The organism is Arthrobacter sp. UYCu723, assembly GCF_054059215.1.
This window is the reverse complement of record NZ_JBSSBW010000001.1, coordinates 1,364,521-1,386,592: the sequence shown is the minus strand read 5'-3', so window position 1 is coordinate 1,386,592 and position 22,072 is coordinate 1,364,521. Positions and strand designations below refer to the sequence as shown.

General features: G+C 65.8%; 17 protein-coding genes. 11 read left to right on the top strand and 6 right to left on the bottom strand.

Annotated features, from left to right (window positions below; translation table 11 throughout):
- Nucleotides 1–193 precede the first annotated feature (193 nt).
- Complete coding sequence (locus ACVWZ8_RS06395; RefSeq protein WP_456504149.1) at nt 194–1,636, bottom strand: IS1380 family transposase; 1,443 nt, start codon at nt 1,634–1,636, stop codon at nt 194–196.
- A 526-nt stretch (nt 1,637–2,162) separates the two neighbouring features.
- Between ACVWZ8_RS06395 and ACVWZ8_RS06390 the strand changes: the two genes are divergently transcribed.
- The gene (locus ACVWZ8_RS06390; protein WP_456503408.1) at nt 2,163–3,569 is read left to right on the top strand and encodes an IS1380 family transposase; all 1,407 of its coding nucleotides are present in this window, start codon (nt 2,163–2,165) and stop codon (nt 3,567–3,569) included.
- 529 nt (nt 3,570–4,098) lie between these two features.
- On the opposite strand, the gene ACVWZ8_RS06385 is transcribed toward ACVWZ8_RS06390, so the two are convergent.
- Nucleotides 4,099–4,902 carry a creatininase gene (locus ACVWZ8_RS06385; RefSeq protein WP_456504148.1) on the bottom strand — a complete coding sequence of 268 codons (804 nt, stop codon included), beginning with the start codon at nt 4,900–4,902 and terminating at the stop codon, nt 4,099–4,101.
- Nucleotides 4,903–4,959: 57 nt separating this feature from the next.
- Nucleotides 4,960–6,468, bottom strand: a complete 1,509-nt coding sequence (locus ACVWZ8_RS06380; protein ID WP_456504147.1) for a purine-cytosine permease family protein — start codon at nt 6,466–6,468, stop codon at nt 4,960–4,962.
- A gap of 106 nt (nt 6,469–6,574) precedes the next feature.
- Between ACVWZ8_RS06380 and ACVWZ8_RS06375 the strand changes: the two genes are divergently transcribed.
- Nucleotides 6,575–8,128, top strand: a complete 1,554-nt coding sequence (locus ACVWZ8_RS06375) for a PucR family transcriptional regulator (protein WP_456504146.1) — start codon at nt 6,575–6,577, stop codon at nt 8,126–8,128.
- 43 nt (nt 8,129–8,171) lie between these two features.
- On the opposite strand, the gene ACVWZ8_RS06370 is transcribed toward ACVWZ8_RS06375, so the two are convergent.
- The 3 genes from ACVWZ8_RS06370 to ACVWZ8_RS06360 all read right to left on the bottom strand — a co-directional run bounded on the left by ACVWZ8_RS06370 (nt 8,172) and on the right by ACVWZ8_RS06360 (nt 11,800).
- Nucleotides 8,172–8,993 carry an IclR family transcriptional regulator gene (locus ACVWZ8_RS06370; RefSeq protein ID WP_456504145.1) on the bottom strand — a complete coding sequence of 274 codons (822 nt, stop codon included), beginning with the start codon at nt 8,991–8,993 and terminating at the stop codon, nt 8,172–8,174.
- 95 nt (nt 8,994–9,088) lie between these two features.
- Nucleotides 9,089–10,345, bottom strand: a complete 1,257-nt coding sequence (locus ACVWZ8_RS06365; RefSeq protein ID WP_456504144.1) for an aminopeptidase P family protein — start codon at nt 10,343–10,345, stop codon at nt 9,089–9,091.
- A gap of 60 nt (nt 10,346–10,405) precedes the next feature.
- The gene (locus ACVWZ8_RS06360) at nt 10,406–11,800 is read right to left on the bottom strand and encodes an MFS transporter (protein WP_456504143.1); all 1,395 of its coding nucleotides are present in this window, start codon (nt 11,798–11,800) and stop codon (nt 10,406–10,408) included.
- A 227-nt stretch (nt 11,801–12,027) separates the two neighbouring features.
- Between ACVWZ8_RS06360 and glyA the strand changes: the two genes are divergently transcribed.
- The 9 genes from glyA to ACVWZ8_RS06315 all read left to right on the top strand — a co-directional run bounded on the left by glyA (nt 12,028) and on the right by ACVWZ8_RS06315 (nt 22,061).
- Entirely contained in the window at nt 12,028–13,368 is a 1,341-nt protein-coding gene (gene glyA, locus ACVWZ8_RS06355; RefSeq protein ID WP_456504142.1) for a serine hydroxymethyltransferase, read from the top strand.
- A complete protein-coding gene (locus tag ACVWZ8_RS06350; RefSeq protein ID WP_456504141.1) occupies nt 13,365–14,585 on the top strand; it encodes a sarcosine oxidase subunit beta family protein in 1,221 nt (406 codons plus the stop codon). Before glyA ends, ACVWZ8_RS06350 begins: the two co-directional genes overlap by 4 nt.
- 14 nt (nt 14,586–14,599) lie before the next feature.
- Nucleotides 14,600–14,992, top strand: coding sequence for a sarcosine oxidase subunit delta (locus tag ACVWZ8_RS06345; protein WP_456504140.1), 393 nt, complete (start codon nt 14,600–14,602; stop codon nt 14,990–14,992).
- The gene (locus ACVWZ8_RS06340) at nt 14,989–17,931 is read left to right on the top strand and encodes a sarcosine oxidase subunit alpha family protein (protein WP_456504139.1); all 2,943 of its coding nucleotides are present in this window, start codon (nt 14,989–14,991) and stop codon (nt 17,929–17,931) included. Before ACVWZ8_RS06345 ends, ACVWZ8_RS06340 begins: the two co-directional genes overlap by 4 nt.
- Nucleotides 17,924–18,559 carry a sarcosine oxidase subunit gamma gene (locus ACVWZ8_RS06335; protein ID WP_456504138.1) on the top strand — a complete coding sequence of 212 codons (636 nt, stop codon included), beginning with the start codon at nt 17,924–17,926 and terminating at the stop codon, nt 18,557–18,559. The genes ACVWZ8_RS06340 and ACVWZ8_RS06335 overlap by 8 nt, the downstream gene beginning before the upstream one ends.
- Nucleotides 18,559–19,974 (top strand): L-serine ammonia-lyase, encoded by a 1,416-nt coding sequence (locus ACVWZ8_RS06330; RefSeq protein ID WP_456504137.1) that lies wholly within the window; start codon nt 18,559–18,561, stop codon nt 19,972–19,974. Before ACVWZ8_RS06335 ends, ACVWZ8_RS06330 begins: the two co-directional genes overlap by 1 nt.
- A gap of 3 nt (nt 19,975–19,977) precedes the next feature.
- Complete coding sequence (gene purU / locus ACVWZ8_RS06325) at nt 19,978–20,850, top strand: formyltetrahydrofolate deformylase (protein WP_456504136.1); 873 nt, start codon at nt 19,978–19,980, stop codon at nt 20,848–20,850.
- 76 nt (nt 20,851–20,926) lie between these two features.
- Entirely contained in the window at nt 20,927–21,826 is a 900-nt protein-coding gene (gene pdxS, locus ACVWZ8_RS06320) for a pyridoxal 5'-phosphate synthase lyase subunit PdxS (protein ID WP_456504135.1), read from the top strand.
- A 25-nt stretch (nt 21,827–21,851) separates the two neighbouring features.
- Nucleotides 21,852–22,061 (top strand): hypothetical protein, encoded by a 210-nt coding sequence (locus tag ACVWZ8_RS06315; RefSeq protein ID WP_456504134.1) that lies wholly within the window; start codon nt 21,852–21,854, stop codon nt 22,059–22,061.
- Nucleotides 22,062–22,072 lie beyond the last annotated feature (11 nt).

Genomic DNA, 22,072 nt, shown 5'->3' with positions numbered 1-22,072 from the left:
GGTGGATTCAGGCTAACCCGGATTTTTCATCGGACGGTGGTCGGGGCGCCGGGCCCGGTTTTTGCCGTCCGGGCGGGCTGAATCGGATTTCGGGCGTGGCTGATGGGCCCGGTGTCGGCGGGCGGGGCGCGGGCTTCCACTGGTCCCGTTGGTGTTCTTCTTTCCTGCTCGTTGGTTGGCGGGGGCTGCGGTGTCAGGTCCGCAGCAGGAGTGCGGGGCGGTTCGCGGCTGCGGCGATCCGGCTGATCGCTTCGAGCAGTGCGGCGATGAGGGGCTTTTCCGGTGCGGCGTCGGGCAGCAGCAGGTGGTTCCGGCGGGCGCGGGTGATGACCTTCCCAGCGGTGGCGAAGAGCCGGTAGCGCCAGCGTTTGATGTCCCAGCCCCGTGCCTTGTGGCCGTCGGGCAGGGCGGTGAGCTGGAGCCAGGAGACCAGGTTCGCGGCCAGCACCGCGAGGTTCGCCCAGGCCTGGTTCGCGGGAAAATCGAAGAACGGGAGCTTGCCCAGGCCGGTGTTCTTCAGCGTCTTGATGCGGTTCTCGGCCCGGCCGCGGGCCCGGTGCCGGGCATCCAGGAACGGCCCGTGCCAGCGCGGGGCATTGGTCAGGAACGCTGTCACACGGTGACCGTCGAGGTCGAGCAGGGTCGGTGTCGCACCGGGGTGCAGCGGCTCGGCGCGCAGGAAGATCTTCGTCCCGGGCGGGTAGTCCTCCAGCGGGATCACCTGCGTGGCGTTGATGACCCAGGCATCGTCGCGTTCGTTGCCGTCCTGGTCCAGGGCCGGCTGCCAGTATTTCTTGTCGTTGATCCAGTCGATCATGTGGGCCTTGCCGACCGGCACCGGGTACGAGGCGGAGAACTGCACGCCCCGCCCGTGCAGGTACCAGAGGAACTTCCGGGACGCGCCGGCGCTGTCGGTGCGGACCAGGATCTTCTCCCCGTCCAGTTCCCCGTCTTCACCGTAGAGGGAGTCGGGCAGGACGGCGATGGCGGCCTCGAAGATGCGGATGTGGTCCTCGGCGTTGTTCGCCGTGGCCCCGCCGTGGCGCATCAGCACCGCGAGTTCCTCCCCGGTGCCGCTGCCGGCACCGTAATCGACGCTGGCGGTGAACGGGGCGAATCCGAACCCGCCCTTGTAGTTTCCGGTGTCTTGTTCCTTCTCCGAATGCGAGGTCACCAATGTGGCGTCGAGGTCGATGAGCAGCGGGTCCGCGGCCGTCGCCTTCACCGCGGGACTGCGGTCCCCTGCGCCTTCCCAGGCCCGGGTCCGCAGTTCCTTGGCCAGGGTCGAAAAGCCGTAATCGAAAACGTCCGGGTTCTTCACGGTGCGTTCGAAGAACCGCGAGACTGTCGCGTTCGAGGGCACGTTGCCGAACACGCCGGGCTCGGAGCGCAGGATGTCCAGGTCCGAGACGTGCTCGCCGCCGGCGGCGAGCATCACCGCCAGCGACCCGAGCAGCCTCCCGGGCCGGTGCGAGGCCATCGCGGGGACGAACTGCCCGAGCCGGTCCTCGCACAGATCCCGGAACCCGAGGGCGTCGATGAAAGACGTCAGGAGCCTGGCACCGGCATGGGAGACCAGCGACTGACCGGTGAAAGTGACCGGGACGGACGGGAAGACCTTGGTAGGCTGGTGCATCGAAAAGGTGCTCCTTCAAGACACGGAAATAACGGCGTAGACACCCCTATTTTCCCTTGTCAGAGCACCTTTTCGTCTCTTAAACACACCCGTCAGCCCCACCCTGATGAAAACCCCGGGCTAAGGCTGCTCAACGAACTGGAACGATTCGTTTACGAGGCCACCGGAGTGCCACTCGATGGCCCGGGCCACGCCGTCAGCGATCCGGTGAAGGGATGTAGCGATGCCTGAGGGGAGTCCGGACCAAGTGCTTTTCTGCCGCATGACGATGGTTAGATCTCAGACCAGGTTATCCATGCGCCGCGGGACGGAATCGAGGCACGCAAATCCTTGTAGTCTGCAGCAGGCATTGCGGCGCGGACGCACAGGGAATCAAGACGCACGGTAACACCGGCGTCGACTAAGCCTTGATCCACCGATGTTGATTGGGGCTACGTCGGCGTTTTAAACCGAGAATGGCCGCCTTTTCAAGGAAAATGAAGTTTGTCTAGAACTCATTTTTCACCGAAAAGAGGCCATCTCGTAGATGCAAGTTTCCCACAAACCATCCGCGGTGTCGGTTTCCTTTGACGAGCCCAATCTCGTGTCGGCTGCCGGGCTGCTGCCGGTCATGACGCTGGCCCGGGACGCCGGGCTGCACGAGCTCGCCCAGGACTGGCTGACGGTGCCGACGGATAAGGGCGCGAACGCCGGGCTGAAAGTCGCTTCCCTGGTCGCCGGGATGGTCGCCGGGGCAGACTCGATTGATGACATGACCCTGTTGCGCCACGGCGGGATGAAGCGGCTCTTCACCGCCTGCTACGCGCCCTCGACCCTGGGCTCGTTCCTGCGGTCCTTCACGTTCGGGCACGTGCGCCAACTGGACGCTGTCGCCTCCCGTTTCCTGGCCGGCCTGGGGACCCGGGCCCCGCTGCTCGGGAGCCCCGGGGCGGAGGACTTCGTGTTCGTCGATGTTGACGACACGATCATCGAGGTCCACGGCTACGCCAAGCAGGGTTCCGGCTACGGGTACTCCGGGGTCCGCGGCCTGAACGCCCTGCTGGCCACGGTCTCCACCAAAGACACCGCCCCGGTAATCGCGGCCCAGCGGCTGCGCAAGGGCGCGGCGAACTCGGCCCGCGGAGCCAAACGCCTGATCACCGATGCCCTGTCCACGCTCAAAGGCCTCCAGACCGGAGGGCAGAGTCGCGGGCGGGTGCTCTGCCGGTTCGATTCGGCCTTCTATGGCCATGCAGCGGTTTCCGCCGCGCTGGCCGGCGGGGCCGAGGTCTCGGTGACCGTGCGCATGGACCCGGCCGTCAAACGGGCTATCGCCGGGATCCCGGAGACGGCATGGGAAATGATCGAATACACCGACGCGGTCTTCGACGAGACCACCAACACCTGGGTCTCGAAGGCTGAGGTCGCCGAAACCGTGTTCACCGCGTTCTCCTCCCGGAAAAAGGCCGAGCAGGTCACCGGCCGGCTGGTGGTGCGCCGCATCCCGGAACTGAACAAGAAAGCCAGCGACGGACAACCCACCTTGTTTGAAACCCATCGGCACCACGCGTTCTTCACCACCGTGGACGCCAAGGTTCTGGACACTGTCGCCGCGGACCAAACCCACCGCAAACACGCTCAGATCGAGCAGGTGAACGCCGATCTGAAGGACAGTGCGCTGGCTCATATGCCCTCAGGTGTTTTCGCGGCGAACTCCGCCTGGCTGGTTGCCGCGGTCATGGCCTATAACCTCACCCGCGCCGCCGGGCTCCTCGCCGCAGGCCCCTTCGGCAAGGCCCGGACCGGCACGATCCGCCGCAAACTCATCCACGTCCCGGCCCGCATCGCCACCAGCGCCCGGAAAATCCGGCTTCATCTCCCCGAAGCCTGGCCCTGGCAAACAGCATGGCAGGGCCTCTTCGAGCACCTCTACCCGCCGCCACAACCGGCCTGAACCCACACCAACCAGCCACACGGCGCAACCAGGACCACCAGTGGAACACCCCGACAGCGAGGCCGGATGATCCACCATGCCCAAACACCTCACCGCAGCCAGCCCGGAATTACGCCCGGGACCGGCTGCCGATCGGTGGATCAAGGCTAAGTACGCGCCGAGTATCGCAGCCGCGCCTGCCCCGCCGGCCATTTCCCACAGCAGTTCCATGGTGTCCCTTCAAGGGCGATGCCCGGGCTGCTAGTGGCTGGGCGTGTCGTTGGTGGTGGGTTTTGAGCGTTTTGGTGGAAGCATTGCTGAATGCATGAGGTAGCTGGCCCGCACCTCGCTGACTCCGCAGCCGGTGCAGGTCTTCCACCGGTGTCCGTAGGCCGGTAGAGTCTCGTCCTGTCGGCCGTATCCTGGCCTGGGTGCACCCTTGGGTATCCGATGGGCGTAGTCCCGTGACAGGAAAGGCGCCGCGGGAAAGTATCCCGCGGCGCCTGAGTTTTACTGTGTGAATCGTGCTCTCTGTTGGTTCGGGTCCCGCCTACGCCGGAACGACTGCAGTCGCGGGCTCACTGAGCAGTTCACTTGCGAGGTCGACGGCCAGATCTTCGACGACCTGTCCGTACAGCAGCCCGCCCTTGGCTGCGCTGGAGCCCGCAGCCGATGAGAGGCAACCGGTGGCGGGTGTCCGCTCCGGCACCACCGGGAGCCTGTCGAAGCGCGGCAGGACCGCGGCAGGGCCGTCGACCAGGCTGTCAATGGCTACCTGGGCCGGTTCGAGGTGGAGCATGAGCGAAGTTTCCAGGACCCCGCCGTGCTCGATGTCCCAGCCCGGGAAGCCACCGGGATAGACCTGCCCCAGCGTGTCCTCGCTGACGAAGTCCCAATACGACAGCAGCAGCACGCTCTGCTCTGCCCCGGGCTTGATGCCCAATTCCTCAAGGGCAAGATCGATTCCCTCGAACAGGAACTGGTAGTTCTCGAAGTGGCCGTTGATGAATACCACGTGCCGGACGCCCTGATTGAGGAAGGACTTGACCAGGTTGCGGGCCACGCCGGTAAGGGTGGCGCCGTCCAGGCTGGTCGTACCGGAGAGGTGGTTGCCTCCGCCGGACTTCTGCTGCGATTTGTACCCGTACGCGATCGGCTGGGCAACAAGTCCACCCAGCCGCCGGGCAACACCCTCCGCGAAGTGGGATGACAGGATGGTGTCCGTTCCCAGCGGAAGGTGTGGACCGTGCTGCTCCAGGGACCCGACGGGAATGAGGACGATCGCGTCCCCGGACGCCAGGACTTCGCGGTAGGCGAAAGCATCCATGTCTTCCAGAAATACTGACTTGTCCATGCTGGTGGTGCTCCTCGTTAAGTACAGTGTGGAAATAGCGCCGGTTGCCGCCGAGTATCAGGCGCCGGCGATGGTGCGGGCCGGGGCCGGTGCCGTGGTTGCGTCGGCGCTGGTCAGGTGCAGGTAATGGCGGTGGTAGCGGGGTCCCATGATGGCGTAGGCTGCGGCGCTGGTCAGGCCGCCGGCGAGCCAGGAGAGGTCCCAGCCGCCGAGGGCCACGGCGATGGGTCCCTGCATGGCCGGCACCAGCCCGTACATGAACAGCCAGGTGGAGAAGATGCCGATCAGCAGGGATGCGATGCCGGCCGGGTTCACGCCGGGCAGTCGCTTGGTACCGACGGCGTCGAACAGCCGGGTGGGGTCGCCGGGCCAGCGCTTCTCGATCCAGAAGTAGTGGACCAGCATGACTCCGCCCCAGGCTGCTACCCAGGCGACGAGGCCGATCAGCCAGGCGTCCAGGACGGCGGCGAAGTCTTCCTGGAAGATGAAGAAGACGACGGCTGCGAGGGAGAAGACTCCGACGAACAGGTTGAGCTTGCGGCGGCTGATGGTGATGTCCAGCGCCTGAGTGGCTACGGAGAAGGTGTAGATGTTCAGGATGTTGGTGGCGATCGGTCCGTGCAGGACCATCAGCAGCACCGGGAGTGCCATGACGCCGAAGTTCTGTACGATCAGCTTGCCGGGGTCGATCTCACCGCTGTTGGTGGCCAGGCTGGCGCCGAGAATTCCGAGCCAGACGACGGGGATGAACTGGCCCAGCACGGAGGCCAGGTAGAGCTTGCGCTTGGGGACTTCGGTGCTGACGAAGCGGGAGTAGTCGGCGGCGTAGGTGAACCAGGTGATGCCCCAGCCGATGCCGATGGCCGTCATGACTGCGCTCATCGCGGCGATCCGTTCGGAGCCTTCGAGGATGTTGCCGGCGGGGCCGGCGTAGGTCCAGTTGATCTTCATGCCGAACCAGGCGACGACGGACATCACGGCGAGGATGATGATGGTCGGCGGGACCGTCCACTTTTCGAACGCCGCGATCGCCTTGTAGCCGAACCAGGCGATAGCGACCTGCGCGGCCATGATGGCGGTGGCCACGCCGATCTTCCAGGCATAGTTGTGGGCTGTCGGGTCCACCCAGCCGAGGGTGCCGAAGAGTGCCATGACGAGGTCCAGGATGATCCAGGTGTTGACGGCGCACCAGCCGATGACCAGCAGTGCCTGGATGGCTGCCGGCAGGTAGTTCCCCTGCCGACCGAAGGCGGCCCGGGCCAGTACCATGCCGGTGGCCCCGGTCTTTTGGCCGAGGAGCACAAAGCAGCCGAAGAGCAGCATGCCGATCAGGTTCCCCAGAACCAGAACGATGACTGTATCGGAGAATCCGAGGCCGAGGTGGATGCCGAGGGCGCCGAGTACCCAGTTGATCGGGGCGAGGTTGGCGCCGGCCCAGATCCAGAATTGACCGGAGACTTTCCGGGTCCGCTGGGATTCGGGAATGGGCTGGAGCCAGGCCTCGTGGTCTATGTGGTCCTCGTTGACCACTGGACCGGCGGGCATCGCCGGGGATTGTTCACGCATTGGAGCCTCCGTGAGAGTTTTAGGTCCTTCAAGGTTATGTGGCACGCACCACATCTACCTACATATAATGTGTCTATTCAATGCTTGTTCTATGCGACGGAGCGTCATGACAATACGCCTTCAGGATGTCCTGAACCACCCGACGCTGTCCGTCGCTGACCCCGTCATCCGGGCCGCGGCCGGCAGAGCGGCCGGCACCCAGCTCCGCTGGATCCACTCCAGCGAAATTCTGGACATCGCTCCCCTTCTTGACGGCGGGGAGCTGCTGCTGACGGGAGGCGAGGCTTTGGCTTACGTCTCCGAGGAACGGCAGATCATGTACGTCCGCCAGCTGGCAGAGCGGGGCGTGGCCGCGCTGGCGATCGAAACCGGCGTCACCCTCCCCTCGCTCCCGTCCGCGATGGTGTCGGCCGCCGAGGCAGCCGGCCTTCCGCTAATCGAACTCCGCAAAGTGGTGCCGTTTGTTGGTGTGATGCAGGCCATCAACTCAAAACTGGTCAGCGAGTCGGTGGCCCAGTTGCGGCGGGCGGACGAGGCGAGCCACGCGATGGCCGTGGAACTGGCGCACGGAGGCAGCCTGGACCGGATTCTGGCGGTGCTCGCCGGCATCATCAATGCCGAAGTGACGTTAGTTTCCCTCGCGGGCGCAACGCTCGCCAGCGCGACGCCGGGCGTCGCCGACGAAGACGAAGACGATGAAATTGCCGGCTCAGCTCCCGCCGGCCAGGTTCACGCCGGTCTGATCCACATTGACGTGCCGGTGCGCGGCATCCTTGCGGCGCAGCTGGTGCTCCGGGTCCCGGCGCACGAGGACGAAAACCTTGCCCGCACTGCCGGAAAACGCTCGGTGGATATCCTGGCCCTGGCCATGCTGCAACGGATGTCGCCCGGCCTCCGGGAGGTTGCGGTAGCTGTCCTGATCCGCGCGATTGATTCAGGCAGCCAGTCGTGGCGGCTGCAGCAGTTGGCCTCGGCAGCCGGAATCCCGGCGTCCGTCCCGCTGGTGGCCGTGGTGGTCCGGTCAGATACCTCTCAGCAGTTGCGGACGTCGGTGGAGCAGTTGCTGGCCCGGGCGGCGCACTCCCACGCCACTTACGTCGACAACGCTGAGCTTCTCGCGGTGGCGAACCTTGGCGGCGACAATCCGGACGAGAGCCGGCAAAAGCTTATAGCCGGTCTGTTGGAGCTCCCGGTCCTGGCCAGAACGCTCGCGGCTGTTGGCCCCTTGGTGGCCGGAGTTTCGGATGCTCCCTGGTCGCTGTCCGAGGCCAAGCTCACCCTGGAATTGGCCGCTTCCCGGGAACAGTCCCGTTCCGAAACTGGCGGCGCGCACCATCCCGTCGTTGACGCGGAGGCGTTCGCCGTGGAGCGGCTCGCCGTTCAATCGCTGGACCCCTATCAACGGCGGAATTTTGTGCGCCAGCAGCTGGGGTCGCTCCTGGATCATGATGCACGCCGCAACTCGCGGCTGCTCGAGACTCTGGAAACGTGGCTGGATTGCGGCTGCAACACCGCCCAGGCGGCGAGGGAGCTGCATCTGGAACGTCAGTCGATGCACCAGCGGCTGCGGCGGATCTTCGAGCTCTGCGGCGGTGATCCCAGGGAAACGGGACGGCTGGCCGCCTTGCATTTAGCCACCCTGCTCGCACGGCTCGTCTGAGGAGTAACCCCCCATTGAGCCTCGCCGCCGCCCGGGGCTGCCCTCAGCCCTGGCTTTGGTTGGCGAGTTCCGGGTTTCCGCCCAGCCGCGTGGTGACCTGGTGCGCAGCGGCGGCGCAAGCCTCGCCGAGGCTTTGCAGTCGTTCGCGGGAAACGCGGAACCGTGGGGCCGGGATGAGGACGGCGGCTACGATGTCGCCGCGGTGGTCGTAAACGGGCGCGGCCACGCCGACTTCGTCGATGGAGGATTCACCGTAGTTGATGGCCCAGCCGCGGCGGGATATGTCGCCGAGTTTGATCTGGTAGCCGTCCAGGCTGGCATCGTCCAGCCCCGGATAGGTGATGGTTCCGCTGCGGAGTAGGGCACGGACGCGCTCGGCGGGTTCGGCGGACAGGAAGACCTGGACGGAGGCGCTCATGGCGTCCTGGTACCGGGCGCCCAGCGGGGTGGTGTGTTTGATCTGGTGGTGGCTGGCGATTTGTTCCACGCACATTGATTCGGTGCCGTTCCACACCATGAGGGCGCTGGTTTCGCCGGTTTGTTCGGTGAGTTCGCGCAGGACCGGGTAGGCTACGCGCCGTTCTTCCAGTTCGGCGAGCAGCGGTCCGGCGACGGCGATCAGTCCCAGGCCGAGGCGGAAGCGGCGGGTTTCCGGGTCGCGTTCCACCAGGTGTTCCTGTTCGAAGGTGGCCAGGATCCGGGAAACCGTGCTCTTGTGCAGACCGACCCGGTTGGCGATCTCGGTGACGCCGAGCAGCGGCTCGTCGGCGGTGAAGGTCCGTAGCACGGCGATGGCGTTGACGATGACGGAGGTGCCTTTGGTGTCGCCGTTTCCGGTGGTCTCGGGAGATTCTGCTGGGGTCATGGTGTCTACCATCATTCCGTATGAGGGCCGAGAAGCGGCGCCACGTTGACCGTGGCGCCGCTTCTCTGTCCGTCCCTTTCAGGGGGTTGGGCCGGTCAGGCGCCGATGATGTTGTATTCAGGGCCGAAGGGGAACTTCGTGATGTTCTCGGCTCCGTCGTTACCGACCACCAGGATGTCGTGCTCGCGGTAGCCGCCGGCGCCCGGCTGGCCGTCCAGGACGGTGATCATCGGTTCCATGGAGACCACCATGCCCGGTTCCAGCACGGTGTCGATGTCCTCGCGGAGCTCGAGCCCGGCCTCCCGGCCGTAGTAGTGGCTGAGGACGCCGAAGGAGTGGCCGTAGCCGAAGGTCCGGTTGGCAAGCAGTCCGTGGCCCACGTAGATCTCGTTCAGTTCCGCAGCGATGTCCTTGCAGACCGCGCCCGGCTTGATGAGTTCGAGGCCGCGCTTGTGGACCTCCACGTTGATGTTCCACAGCTCCAGGGAGCGCGCGTCGGGTTCGCCGTAGAACAGGGTGCGCTCCAGTGCGGTGTAGTAGCCGGAGGTCATGGGGAAGCAGTTCAGGGACAGGATGTCGTGTTCCTGGATCTTGCGGGTGGTGGCCCAGTTGTGGGCGCCGTCGGTGTTGATGCCGGACTGGAACCAGACCCAGGTGTCGCGGATTTCGGAGTCCGGGAAGGTCCGGGCGATTTCGTGGACCATGGCTTCGGTGCCGATCAGGGCGACCTCGTATTCCGTGATCCCGGCGGTGATCGCGTTGCGGATGGCCTCGCCGCCCAGGTCACCGATGCGGGCTCCGTGCTTGATGACCTCGATCTCCTCAGCCGACTTGATCATCCGCTGGCGCATGGCCGCCTGCGCGACGTCGACCAGGGTGGCCGATTCAAAGGCTGCCTGGATCTTGTTGCGGTTGTCCAGCGGGAGCGAATCGTCCTCGACGCCGATCCGGCGCGGGTTGATGCCGCGGGTGCGGAGCACCTCCTGGATGGCGAAGATGTAGTTGTCCCGGCGCCAGTCCGTGTAGACCACGTTGTCGCCGTAGCTGCGGCGCCACGGCATGCCGGCGTCGATGTTGGCCGTGACTGTCACGGTGTCGTCCTTGGTGACCACCATGGCGTAGGAGCGGCCGAAGTAGGTGAAGAGGAAGTCGGAGTAGTACTTGATGGAGTGGTAGCTGGTCAGGACGACAGCGTCCAGGCTCTTTTCCGCCATGATGCGGCGCAGGCCGGACAGCCGGCGTTCAAACTCGGCGTCTGAAAAGGTCAGCTTTTCCTTCTGCCCGTTGTGCAGGACTTTCAGTCGCTCCAGTTCGGAAATCGACGAGGCGTTGGCAGATGCTGTGCTGGTCATTATGGTGATGCCTTTCTTCGGTGCTGTTCTTTTTCATCAGGAAAGTTGGCGCGGACTGGTTTATTCGTGGGTCAGTGGTTCTTTGCTGGTTTCACGGGAGAGTGCGACGGCGATCAGGGAGATGACTGCGGCCGCGACCAGGTAGAAGGCTGGAGCCAGATCGTTGCCTGTGGCGGCGATCAGGAGGGTGGCCATGAAGGGTGCGGTTCCGCCGAAGAGCGCGTTGGAGAGGTTGAAGCTGACCGCGAAGCCGCTGTAGCGGACACGTGTGGGGAACATTTCTGCCAGGAAGCTGGGCAGTGTTCCGTCATTGAGGGTGAGCATGGCGCCCAGCAGGATCTGGACCAGGACGATCACCAGGAAGTTCCCGGTTCCCAGCAGAGCGAAGGCGGGCACCGTCAGCACGATGAACGTGATGGATGCGGCGATGAGCACCCTCTTGCGGCCGTAGCGGTCTGAGAGCATTCCGGTCAGGAAGATGAAGCCGATGTAAGTGATCAGCGCGATCGTTGTGGCCAGGAAGGATTCGGTTGCACCGAGACCCAGTTCCGAGGACAGATAGGTTGGCATGTAGCTGAGGATCACGTAGAAGCCGACGGCGTTGAGCAGCACAGCTCCGACGGCCAGAAGCAGCTGCCGCCAGTGTTTCCGGAACAGACTGGACACGGGTGCCTTGACGGCCTCGCCCTCGGCGGCCAGTTCGCGGAACACCGGGGTGTCTTCCAGCTTGGTGCGGATGTAGCGTCCGATCAGGCCCATCGGGGCGGCCAGCAGGAACGGCAGACGCCACCCCCAGCTGTGCATTGCCTCGGTGCTGAGCAGGACTGTCAGCAGGCCCGCGAGGAGGGAGCCGAGCAGCAGGCCCGCGGCGGTGCTGGCCGGAACGACGGCGGCGTAGAGTCCGCGTTTGTTGGCAGGGGCGTATTCCACCAGGAAAGCGGATGCGCCGGCGTATTCACCCGAGGCGGAGAAGCCCTGGGCGACGCGGATGATCAGGAGCAGGATCGGAGCCCAGATGCCGATCGTGTCGTACCCGGGGATCAGGGCGATGCAGAACGTTGCCCCGGACATGATCAGGATCGACAGTGACAGGGCGGTCCGCCGCCCGACCTTGTCACCGATATGGCCCCAGACGAAACCGCCGAGCGGCCGCACCATGAACGAGATCGCGAACAGGGCAAAGGTCAGCAGAAGCCCTGTCTGCGGATTGGACTCGGGAAAAAAGACTGCGGCGATTGTGACAGCCAGGTAGCCGTAGACGGCGTAGTCAAACCACTCGACGAAGTTGCCGATGAAGCTGGCAGCGACCACTCGCCGTCGAGTGTCCTTGCTGACCGCGGAGTGTCCCTCACCCGGGCCGGAGCCGCCGGCCGCCGGCTGTGAAGCTGCGGGGTCCGGAGCCCGCCGGGAGCTGGGGTCCGGGATGGTTACCGCCTTGTTTGGTTCGTTACTCATATGTCCACCAATGAAAATTTGGGTTGCATTGAACGCAACGCTGTTGCATCAGATTATGCGTGAGCTGGAACACAGTCAAGGGTTGTCTATTAGCAGGAAAACAAATCTGCTTACACTCCGCGCCGGAGAAAATGTGATTGACGCAACACCACTCACGATCTAGAGTTGCATTCAACGCAACACTGTTGCATTCGTCTATCTGTTTCCTTGAACCGAAAGAGGCCGCCATGACGGGCACCCTGAATGAACCCCTGGCCAGCGTCGACGCCGACGTCGCCCGGGCCATTGACCATGAGCTGGACCGCCAGCAGTCCACGCTGGAGATGATCGCGTCCGAGAATTTCGCCCCGGCTTCGGTGATGGAGGCGCAGGGTTCGGTCCTGACCAACAAGTACGCGGAAGGCTACCCGGGCAAGCGCTACTACGGCGGCTGTGAGCACGTTGACGTGATCGAACAGCTCGCGATCGACCGGGTGAAGGCCCTGTTCGGCGCGGAGGCCGCCAACGTGCAACCGCACTCCGGCGCCCAGGCCAACGCCGCGGCCATGTTTGCCCTCCTGGAACCGGGCGACACGATCATGGGGCTCTCGCTGGCGCACGGCGGACACCTGACCCACGGCATGCGCCTCAACTTCTCCGGCAAGCTCTACAACGTGGTCCCGTACCATGTGAGCGAGCACAACCACGTGGTGGACATGGCGGAAGTGGAGGCCCTGGCCCTCGAGCACCGCCCCAAGATGATCGTGGCCGGCTGGTCGGCGTACTCCCGGCAGCTGGACTTCGCGGAGTTCCGCCGGATCGCGGATCTGGTGGGAGCCTACCTGATGGTGGACATGGCGCACTTCGCCGGACTCGTCGCCGCCGGGCTGCACCCGAACCCGGTGCCGTATGCCGACGTCGTCACCACCACCACGCACAAGACCCTCGGCGGCCCGCGCGGCGGGGTGATCCTAAGCAGAGAGGAGTATGCGCGCAAGATCAACAGCGCCGTGTTCCCCGGCCAGCAGGGCGGTCCGCTGGAACACGTGATCGCGGCCAAAGCCGTTGCCTTCAAAATCGCCGCCTCGGCCGAGTTCAAGGAACGCCAGGAGCGCACCCTCGAGGGTGCCCGCATTCTCGCGTCAAGGCTCCTGCGCGATGACGTCGCCGCAGCCGGGATCTCCGTGGTCAACGGCGGCACCGATGTGCACCTGGTCCTGGTGGACCTGCGGCACTCGGAGCTGGACGGACAGCAGGCAGAGGACAGGTTGCACCGGATCGGCATCACCGTCAACCGCAACGCCGTTCCGTTTGACCCCCGCCCGCCCATGGTCTCCTCCGGACTGCGGATCGGCACCCCCGCCCTGGCCACCCGCGGCTTCGGCGCCCCGGAATTCACGGAGGTGGCTGACATCATCGCCTCCGCACTCATTTCACCGGCAACAGACAACGAACTCAGCGACGAAACCGCCGCCGGCCTCCGCAGGCGCGTGGCCTCCCTGGCGGCACGATTCCCTCTGTACCCGCACCTTGGCGGCAAGGCAGCGGCATCCGGGCTTGAGGCAGAACTGATTGGAGCAGCACAATGACCACGGAACAGCTTCCGGAACACCCGGACTTCCTCTGGCGCAACCCCGAGCCCAAGTCCTCTTACGACGCCGTGATTGTCGGCGGCGGCGGCCACGGGCTCGCCACCGCCTACTACCTGGCCAAAAACCACGGGATGACCAACATCGCCATCCTCGAAAAAGGCTGGCTCGCCGGCGGCAACATGGCCCGGAACACCACCATCATCCGTTCCAACTACCTCTGGGACGAGAGCGCGGCGATCTACGAGCACGCCCTGAAGCTCTGGGAAATCCTGCCGGAGGAACTCGAATACGACTTCCTGTTCAGCCAGCGCGGCGTGATGAACCTGGCCCACACCCTCGGCGACGTCCGCGAAAGCATGCGCCGGGTCGGCGCCAACAAGCTCAATGGCGTGGACGCCGAGTGGCTGGACCCCAAGCAGGTCAAGGAACTCTGCCCGATCCTGAACATCAACGACAACATCCGCTACCCGGTCATGGGTGCCACCTACCAGCCCCGCGCCGGCATCGCCAAGCACGACCACGTCGCGTGGGCCTTCGCCCGTAAATGCGACGAGCTCGGCGTGGATATCATCCAGAACTGCGAAGTGACCGGCTTCCTCAAGGACGGGAACCGCGTAGTGGGTGTCAAGACCAGCCGCGGCACCATCCACACCGAAAAGGTCGGTCTCTGCGCGGCCGGCCACAGCTCGGTCCTCGCCGAAATGGCCGGCTTCCGGCTGCCGATCCAATCCCACCCGCTCCAGGCACTCGTGTCTGAACTGCACGAACCCGTCCACCCCACCGTGGTCATGTCCAACCACGTCCACGTCTACGTCTCCCAGGCACACAAGGGCGAACTGGTCATGGGCGCCGGCGTCGACTCCTACAACGGCTACGGCCAGCGCGGCTCCTTCCACGTCATCGAGCACCAGATGGCAGCCGCCGTCGAACTTTTCCCGATCTTCGCCCGCGCCCATGTGCTCCGGACCTGGGGCGGGATCGTGGACACCACCCTCGACGCCTCCCCCATCGTCGGCACCACCCCGGTGGAGAACATGTTCGTCAACTGCGGCTGGGGAACCGGCGGATTCAAGGGCACCCCGGCGGCCGGAATGACGTTCGCGCACACCATCGCCACCGGAACACCGCACACCCTCAACCAACCCTTTGCACTCGAGCGCTTCGAAACCGGCGCCCTGATCGATGAACACGGCGCCGCCGCCGTGGCCCACTAGAAAGAGGTACGGACATGCTCCTGATCCCCTGCCCCAACTGCGGCCCCCGGGACGAAACCGAATACCACTACGGCGGCCAGGCCCACATCGCCTACCCCGAAAACCCGGCAGAACTCACCGACCGCGAATGGGCCGAGTACCTGTTCTACCGCGACAACACCAAGGGCGCCTTCGCCGAACGCTGGCTGCACAGCACCGGCTGCCGGCAATGGTTCAACATGCTCCGCGACACCGTCACCTACGACATCCAGGCCGTCTACCCGATGGGCACGCCCCGGCCCGCCGCGGCCGCCCCGGCGGCCGAATCCGGCACCGCCAGCACCGCCGCCGACAGCACCACCACCGGAAACGCCGCGCCCAGCGCCTCCGCAACCAGCACCACCGCCCCGGAAGGAGCAACCAAGTGACTTCCCAGAACGCCCGCCTCGCCGCCGGCGGACGCATCGACCGCACCATCTCCTGGCGCTTCACCGTGGACGGCGAGGAATTCACCGGACACCCCGGCGACACCCTCGCCTCGGCCCTGCTTGCCAACGGCCGGATCGCCGCCGGCAACTCGCTCTACGAGGACCGTCCCCGCGGCATCATGTCCGCCGGCGTCGAGGAATCCAACGCCCTCGTCAGGATCGAGGCCCGCTTCCCGGGCCACGTGGCCGAGTCCATGCTCCCCGCCACCACCGTCACCCTCGTGGACGGACTCAAAGCGGACCTGCTTAACGGGCTGGGCCGCCTGGACCCGGACGAGGACCGTGCAGAGTACGACAAGAAGTACGTCCACGCCGATGTCCTGGTGGTCGGCGGCGGCCCCGCAGGCCTGGCCGCTGCCCGCCAGGCGGCCCGCACCGGCGCCCGGGTCATCCTCATTGACGACCAGCCCGAACTGGGCGGGACACTCCTGTCAGGCTCCACGGCGCCCGGACTGGCCGAGGCCATCGAAGGAAAGCCGGCCCTGGAATGGGTGGCTGACGTGGAAGCCGAACTGGTTTCGGGGGCCGAATGCACCGTCCTGAACCGCACCACCGCGTTCGGCGCCTACGACTCCAACTACGTCATCGCAGTCCAGAACCGCACTGACCACCTGTCCAGCCCGGCCGCATCCGGCGTGTCCCGCCAGCGGATCTGGCACATCCGTGCCGCGCAGGTCATCCTGGCCCCCGGCGCCCACGAACGCCCGCTGGTCTTCGAAAACAACGACCGGCCCGGCATCATGCTCGCCTCCGCCGTCCGCAGCTACCTCAACCGCTACGCCGTGCCCGCCGGTTCCCGGGTGGTCATCAGCACCACCAACGACAGCGCCTACGCACTCGCCTCTGACCTCCGGGCCGCCGGAATCGGCGTCGAAGCCGTCGTCGACGCCCGCCCCCGGCTCTCGAAGGTGGCTGCGACCGCCGTCGAAGCCGGCACGCGGGTACTGATCGGCAGCGCGGTTGCCAACACCTCCTCGGACGCCGATGGCCGGCTGGACGGTGTAACCGTCCGCAGCATCAACGACGCCGGCGAACTCACCTCCGGCGTCGAAGAGCTCGCCTGCGACCTGCTGGCCGTCTCCGGCGGCTGGTCACCCGTGGTGCACCTGCACTCCCAGCGGCAGGGCAAGCTCCGCTGGGACGAGGACCTTGCCGCTTTCGTGCCGAGCACCGTCGTTCCGAACCAGCAGATTGTCGGCTCCGGCCGCGGCAGCTTCGAATTGGGCGACTGCCTCGCCGAGGGCAGCTCGGCCGGGGCCGCGGCGGCCATCGCCGCCGGCTTCAGTTCTACGTTCGCGCCATCCGCACTGGGCGAGCCAACGGCATCCGCTCCGACCCGCCAGCTGTGGCTGGTCCCGGGGGAGAGCGGCACGCCGGATGACTGGCACCATCACTTCGTGGACTTCCAGCGTGACCAGTCGGTGGCCGACGTCCTGCGCTCCACCGGCGCCGGGATGCGGTCCGTGGAGCACATCAAGCGTTACACCTCCATCAGCACCGCCAACGACCAGGGCAAGACCTCCGGGGTGAACGCGATCGGCGTGATCGCCGCCGCACTGCGGACCGCCGGCGAAGCGTCCCGCGGCATCGGGGACATCGGCACCACCACCTACCGCGCCCCGTTCGCCCCGGTGGCGTTCGCCGCCCTGGCCGGACGCCAGCGAGGCGAACTGTTCGATCCCGCCCGGCTGACGTCCATCCACCCGTGGCACGTCGCCCGGGGCGCCCTCTTCGAGGACGTCGGGCAGTGGAAGCGGCCCTGGTACTACCCGCAGAACGGTGAGGACATGGACGCCGCGGTCCTGCGCGAATGCGCCGCCGTCCGGGAGTCCGTCGGATTCATGGACGCCACCACCCTGGGCAAGATCGAGATCCGGGGCAAGGACGCCGGCGAGTTCCTGAACCGCATCTACACCAACGCGTTCAAGAAACTCGCGCCGGGATCCGCCCGCTACGGCGTGATGTGCACCCCCGACGGGATGGTCTTCGACGACGGCGTCACGCTGCGCCTGGACGCGGACCGGTTCTTCATGACCACCACCACCGGCGGCGCCGCGAAGGTGCTGGACTGGCTGGAGGAATGGCTGCAGACCGAATGGCCGGACCTGGACGTGCACTGCACCTCCGTCACGGAGCAGTGGTCCACCATCGCCGTCGTCGGACCGAAATCCCGCGCCGTCGTCGCGAAGCTGGCCCCGGAACTGGCTGCCGACGGCGGCCTCGAGGCCGAGGCTTTCCCGTTCATGATGTTCAAGGAAACAACCCTGGCCTCCGGCGTCCGGGCACGGATCTGCCGGATCTCGTTCTCCGGCGAACTGGCCTACGAAATCAACATCCCGGCCTGGTACGGGCTGAACACCTGGGAAGCCGTGGCCGCGGCCGGGGCGGAATTCAACATCACCCCCTACGGCACCGAAACGATGCACGTGCTGCGGGCCGAGAAGGGCTACCCGATCGTCGGGCAGGACACCGACGGGACCGTGACCCCGCAGGACGCCGGCATGGAATGGGTCGTATCCAAGGTCAAGGACTTCATCGGCAAACGCTCCTATGCACGCAAGGATGCCGGCCGCACCGACCGGAAGCACCTGGTCAGCGTCCTGCCCGTGGACGGCACGATCCGGCTGCCCGAAGGCACCCAGCTGGTGGAGCAGGACATCACCGTCAACCCTGCCTACGGCCCCGTCCCCATGCAGGGATTCGTGACCTCCAGCTACCACAGTGCGGCGCTGGGACGCTCATTCGCCCTGGCCCTGATCAAGAACGGCCGCAACCGGATCGGCGAAACCCTGGTGGCCGCCGCCGGGGACCAGCTGGTGGACGTCGTTGTCGCAGAAACCGTACTTTTTGACTCTGAAGGGACCCGCAAAGATGGCTAATACAGCAGCACTCCATGGCGTCAATGGACTGCGGGACATCCGCCGCAGCCCCGCCTCCCACCTGACGCCCGCACTTGAATCCGGCTCCATCCCGGGAAAAGTAGTCCTCAACGAAGGCCCCTTCCAGACCATGGCCGGAATCCGCGTTGACCCCCGCTCCGAGGAAGGATCACGGATCGCGTCCCTTACCGGCGGCCTGCCGGCACGCTGCGGCGACGTGACCGGCTCGGACCGCATCAGCGTCCTCTGGCTCGGTCCGTCCGAGTTCATGGTCGTGGCACCGGAAGCTGCCCACGATTCCCTTGGCGGCAACCTCATCGGCTCTCTCACGGAAGCACTGGGCGACGCCCCGGGCCAGGTGGTGGATCTCTCCGCCAACCGCACCACGTTCGAACTGTCCGGTCCCCGGGCGCGGGCCGTCCTGGAGAAGGGCTGCTCCCTGGACCTGCACCCCCGCGTCTTCAAGCCCGGAACAGCCCTCGCCACCGAGGTCGGCAACATCCCGGTTGTGCTGCAGAAGACCGGGGAGGAAAGCTTCCGGCTCTTCCCCCGGGCATCGTTCGCGGACTTCCTTGGCCGGTGGCTCCTCGACGCGATGCGCGAATACGCCTCCCCCGAGGTCCCCTGATGGCGCTCAGCGTCCTGGACCTGTTTTCTGTTGGCATCGGGCCGTCCTCCTCCCACACGGTCGGCCCGATGCGGGCGGCGAAGCTCTTTGCCGACGGCCTCAAAAGCGGCGGGCTCCTGAGCTCAACCACACGGGTGCAGGCCGAACTGTTCGGCTCCCTCGGCGCCACCGGCCGGGGCCACGGTTCAGACAAGGCCGTGGTCCTGGGCCTTCAGGGCCAGGACCCGGAGAGTGTGGACACCGGAACCGCCGATGACCAGGTGGCGGCCGCTGCCCTGGATGCCGAACTCCGGATCGGCGGAGACCACCGCGTGGACTTCAACTGGGACGAGGACGTGGTGCTGCACCGCCGCAAGTCCCTGCCGGCCCACCCCAACGGCATGACCTTCCGGGCGCTGGACCACACCGGCGCCGTCCTCAGCGAACGGAGCTTCTATTCCATTGGGGGCGGCTTCGTGGTTGACGGCGATGCCGACGCCGGCGACCAGGTGGTGGCAGACGACACCGTGCTGCCCTACCCCTTCACAACAGCCGACGAACTCCTGGCCATCTGCGATCGGGAGGGCATGTCCATCGCCGAGGTCATGCTCGCCAACGAACTCGTCTGGCACAGCGAGGCCGAACTCCGGGACAAGCTCCTGGCCCTGTGGGCGGTCATGCGCCAGTGCGTGGAGAACGGCTGCGCGGCCGAGGGAATCCTGCCCGGCGGGTTGAACGTCAAGCGGCGGGCCCCTTCCCTGTTCAGGACGCTGGCAGCAACCGCTGTCAGCGCCGACGCGGAAGCCCGGAACCCGTCCCCGGTGCAGGTGCCTGCCGACCCGCTGCTCGCCATGGAGTGGGTGAACCTGTTCGCCCTCGCCGTCAACGAGGAGAACGCCGCCGGCGGGCGGATCGTCACCGCACCCACCAACGGTGCGGCCGGCATAGTGCCGGCCGTCTTGCACTATTACGTCAAGTTCGTCCCCGGAGCCAACGACGACGGCGTCGTCCGTTTCCTGCTGACGGCCGCCGCCGTCGGGATCCTGTTCAAGATCAATGCCTCCATCTCCGGGGCCGAGGTCGGTTGCCAGGGCGAGGTCGGATCGGCCTGCTCCATGGCGGCGGCCGGGCTGTGCGAAGTCCTCGGCGGCACCCCGGCGCAGGTGGAAAACGCCGCCGAGGTCGGGATTGAACACAACCTCGGGCTGACCTGCGACCCTGTCGGCGGGCTGGTGCAGATTCCGTGCATCGAACGCAATGCCATTGCCAGCGTCAAAGCCATCAACGCCGCCCGCCTGTGCCTCCACGGCGACGGCAGCCACAAAGTGTCGCTGGACAAAGCCATCAAGACCATGCGCGAAACAGGAGCGGACATGAAAACCAAGTACAAGGAAACCTCCCGCGGGGGCCTCGCCGTGAACGTGATCGAGTGCTGAACCGTGGAAACCCTAACTGGCAGCGCCGCTGAATACGTCCTGACCCTCGATTGCCCGGAAACACGGGGGCTCGTCCACGCCGTCTCCGGATTCCTGCTGGAACAAGGCTGCGACATCCTCGAAAGCAAGCAGTTCGATTCCCAGCTGGACGGCCACTTCTTCATGCGGGTCCACGTCTCATCGGCCGGGGACCAGACCACCCTGGATTCGCTCCGGGACGCCTTCGCGCCGGTCGCCGAAAAATTTGGCATGCAGTGGCAACTGCGAACCCACGGGACGAAACGCCGGGTCCTGATCATGGTCTCGAAATTCGAGCACTGCCTCAACGATCTGCTGTTCCGCGCCCGGATCGGGGAACTGCCGATCGAGATTGTCGGGGTCGTCTCGAACCATCCGGACCACCGGGGAATCGTCGAATGGCACGGCATCCCCTTCTTCCACGTGCCCGTCACGGCAGACACCAAGCCCGCGGCCGAACAGCGGCTCCTGGAACTGATCGACCGGCTGGACGTGGAACTGGTGGTCCTGGCCCGCTACATGCAGGTCCTCAGCGACAACCTCACCCGCCGGCTGGATGGCCGCGCCATCAACATCCACCACTCCTTCCTGCCAAGCTTCAAGGGCGCGAAGCCGTACCACCAGGCGCACGCCCGTGGCGTGAAGACCGTCGGCGCCACCGCCCACTACGTCAACGCGGAACTCGACGAAGGGCCAATCATCTCCCAACAGGTGGTGGAAGTGGACCACACCTACGGGCCCGACGACCTCGTGGCCGCCGGACGGGACACCGAGCGCAAGGCACTCTCCAACGCCGTCCGCTGGCACTGCGAGGGACGCGTCTTCCTCCAAGGCAACCGGACAGTCGTGCTGAAATAGCTGTCCACCGGCACGTCGGGCGATAGCCGCCTCATGCTGGCTTCTGTCACCACCACAACAACGAAAGACACATCCAGTGAATCAGTCACTTCCCCGGGTCACGGGCAGCAGCCGCGTTAAGCGCGGCATGGCGGAGATGCTCAAGGGCGGCGTCATCATGGACGTCGTCAACGTCGAGCAGGCCCTCATCGCCGAGGACGCCGGAGCCGTGGCAGTCATGGCGCTCGAGCGCGTTCCCGCCGACATCCGCGCCCAGGGCGGTGTGTCCCGCATGTCCGATCCCGACATGATCGAGGCGATCATCGCGGCCGTGTCCGTGCCCGTCATGGCGAAGGTCCGGATCGGCCACTTCGTCGAGTCACAGGTCCTCCAGACCCTCGGTGTGGACTACATCGATGAGTCCGAGGTCCTGACCCCGGCCGACTACGCGAACCACATCGATAAGTGGAACTTCACGGTTCCCTTCGTCTGCGGTGCCACGAACCTCGGTGAGGCCCTGCGCCGCATCAACGAGGGCGCGGCCATGATCCGTTCAAAGGGTGAGGCGGGCACCGGAGATGTCTCCAACGCCACCACCCACATGCGCCAGATCCGCGCCGAGATCAAGAAGCTCGCCGGCATGGCCGAGGACGAGCTCTACGTCGCCGCCAAGGAACTGCAGGCCCCGTACGAACTGGTCAAGGAAGTTGCCGCCACCGGCAAGCTCCCCGTGGTGCTGTTCACCGCCGGCGGCATCGCCACCCCGGCCGACGCTGCCATGATGATGCAGCTCGGCGCGGACGGTGTCTTCGTCGGGTCCGGGATCTTCAAGTCCGGCAACCCGGCCCAGCGTGCCGCCGCCGTCGTGAAGGCGACCACCTTCTTCGACGACCCGGAAGAGATCGCCAAGGCCTCCCGCGGCCTGGGCGAGGCCATGGTCGGCATCAACGTGGACGAGATCCCGCAGCCGCACCGCCTCGCCCAACGCGGCTGGTAGCAAAACCATTCTGAAAGGAACCGCCTTGATAATCCGCCATGACGACTGGTCCCACCTCATCGGTACAACAGTGGACATCAGGCTCCGGGGAGAAACTGTCCGCACAGGCCGCGTTGACCACGCCACAAAAGACTCCAACATCCTCTGGCTCGCCCAGGACGGCAACAACCCGAGGAAAATGATCGACAAAGCCCAAGGCTACGAAGCATGGGGCGTCTCCGCGTTGCCTCTCTGACCTCGGGGAAT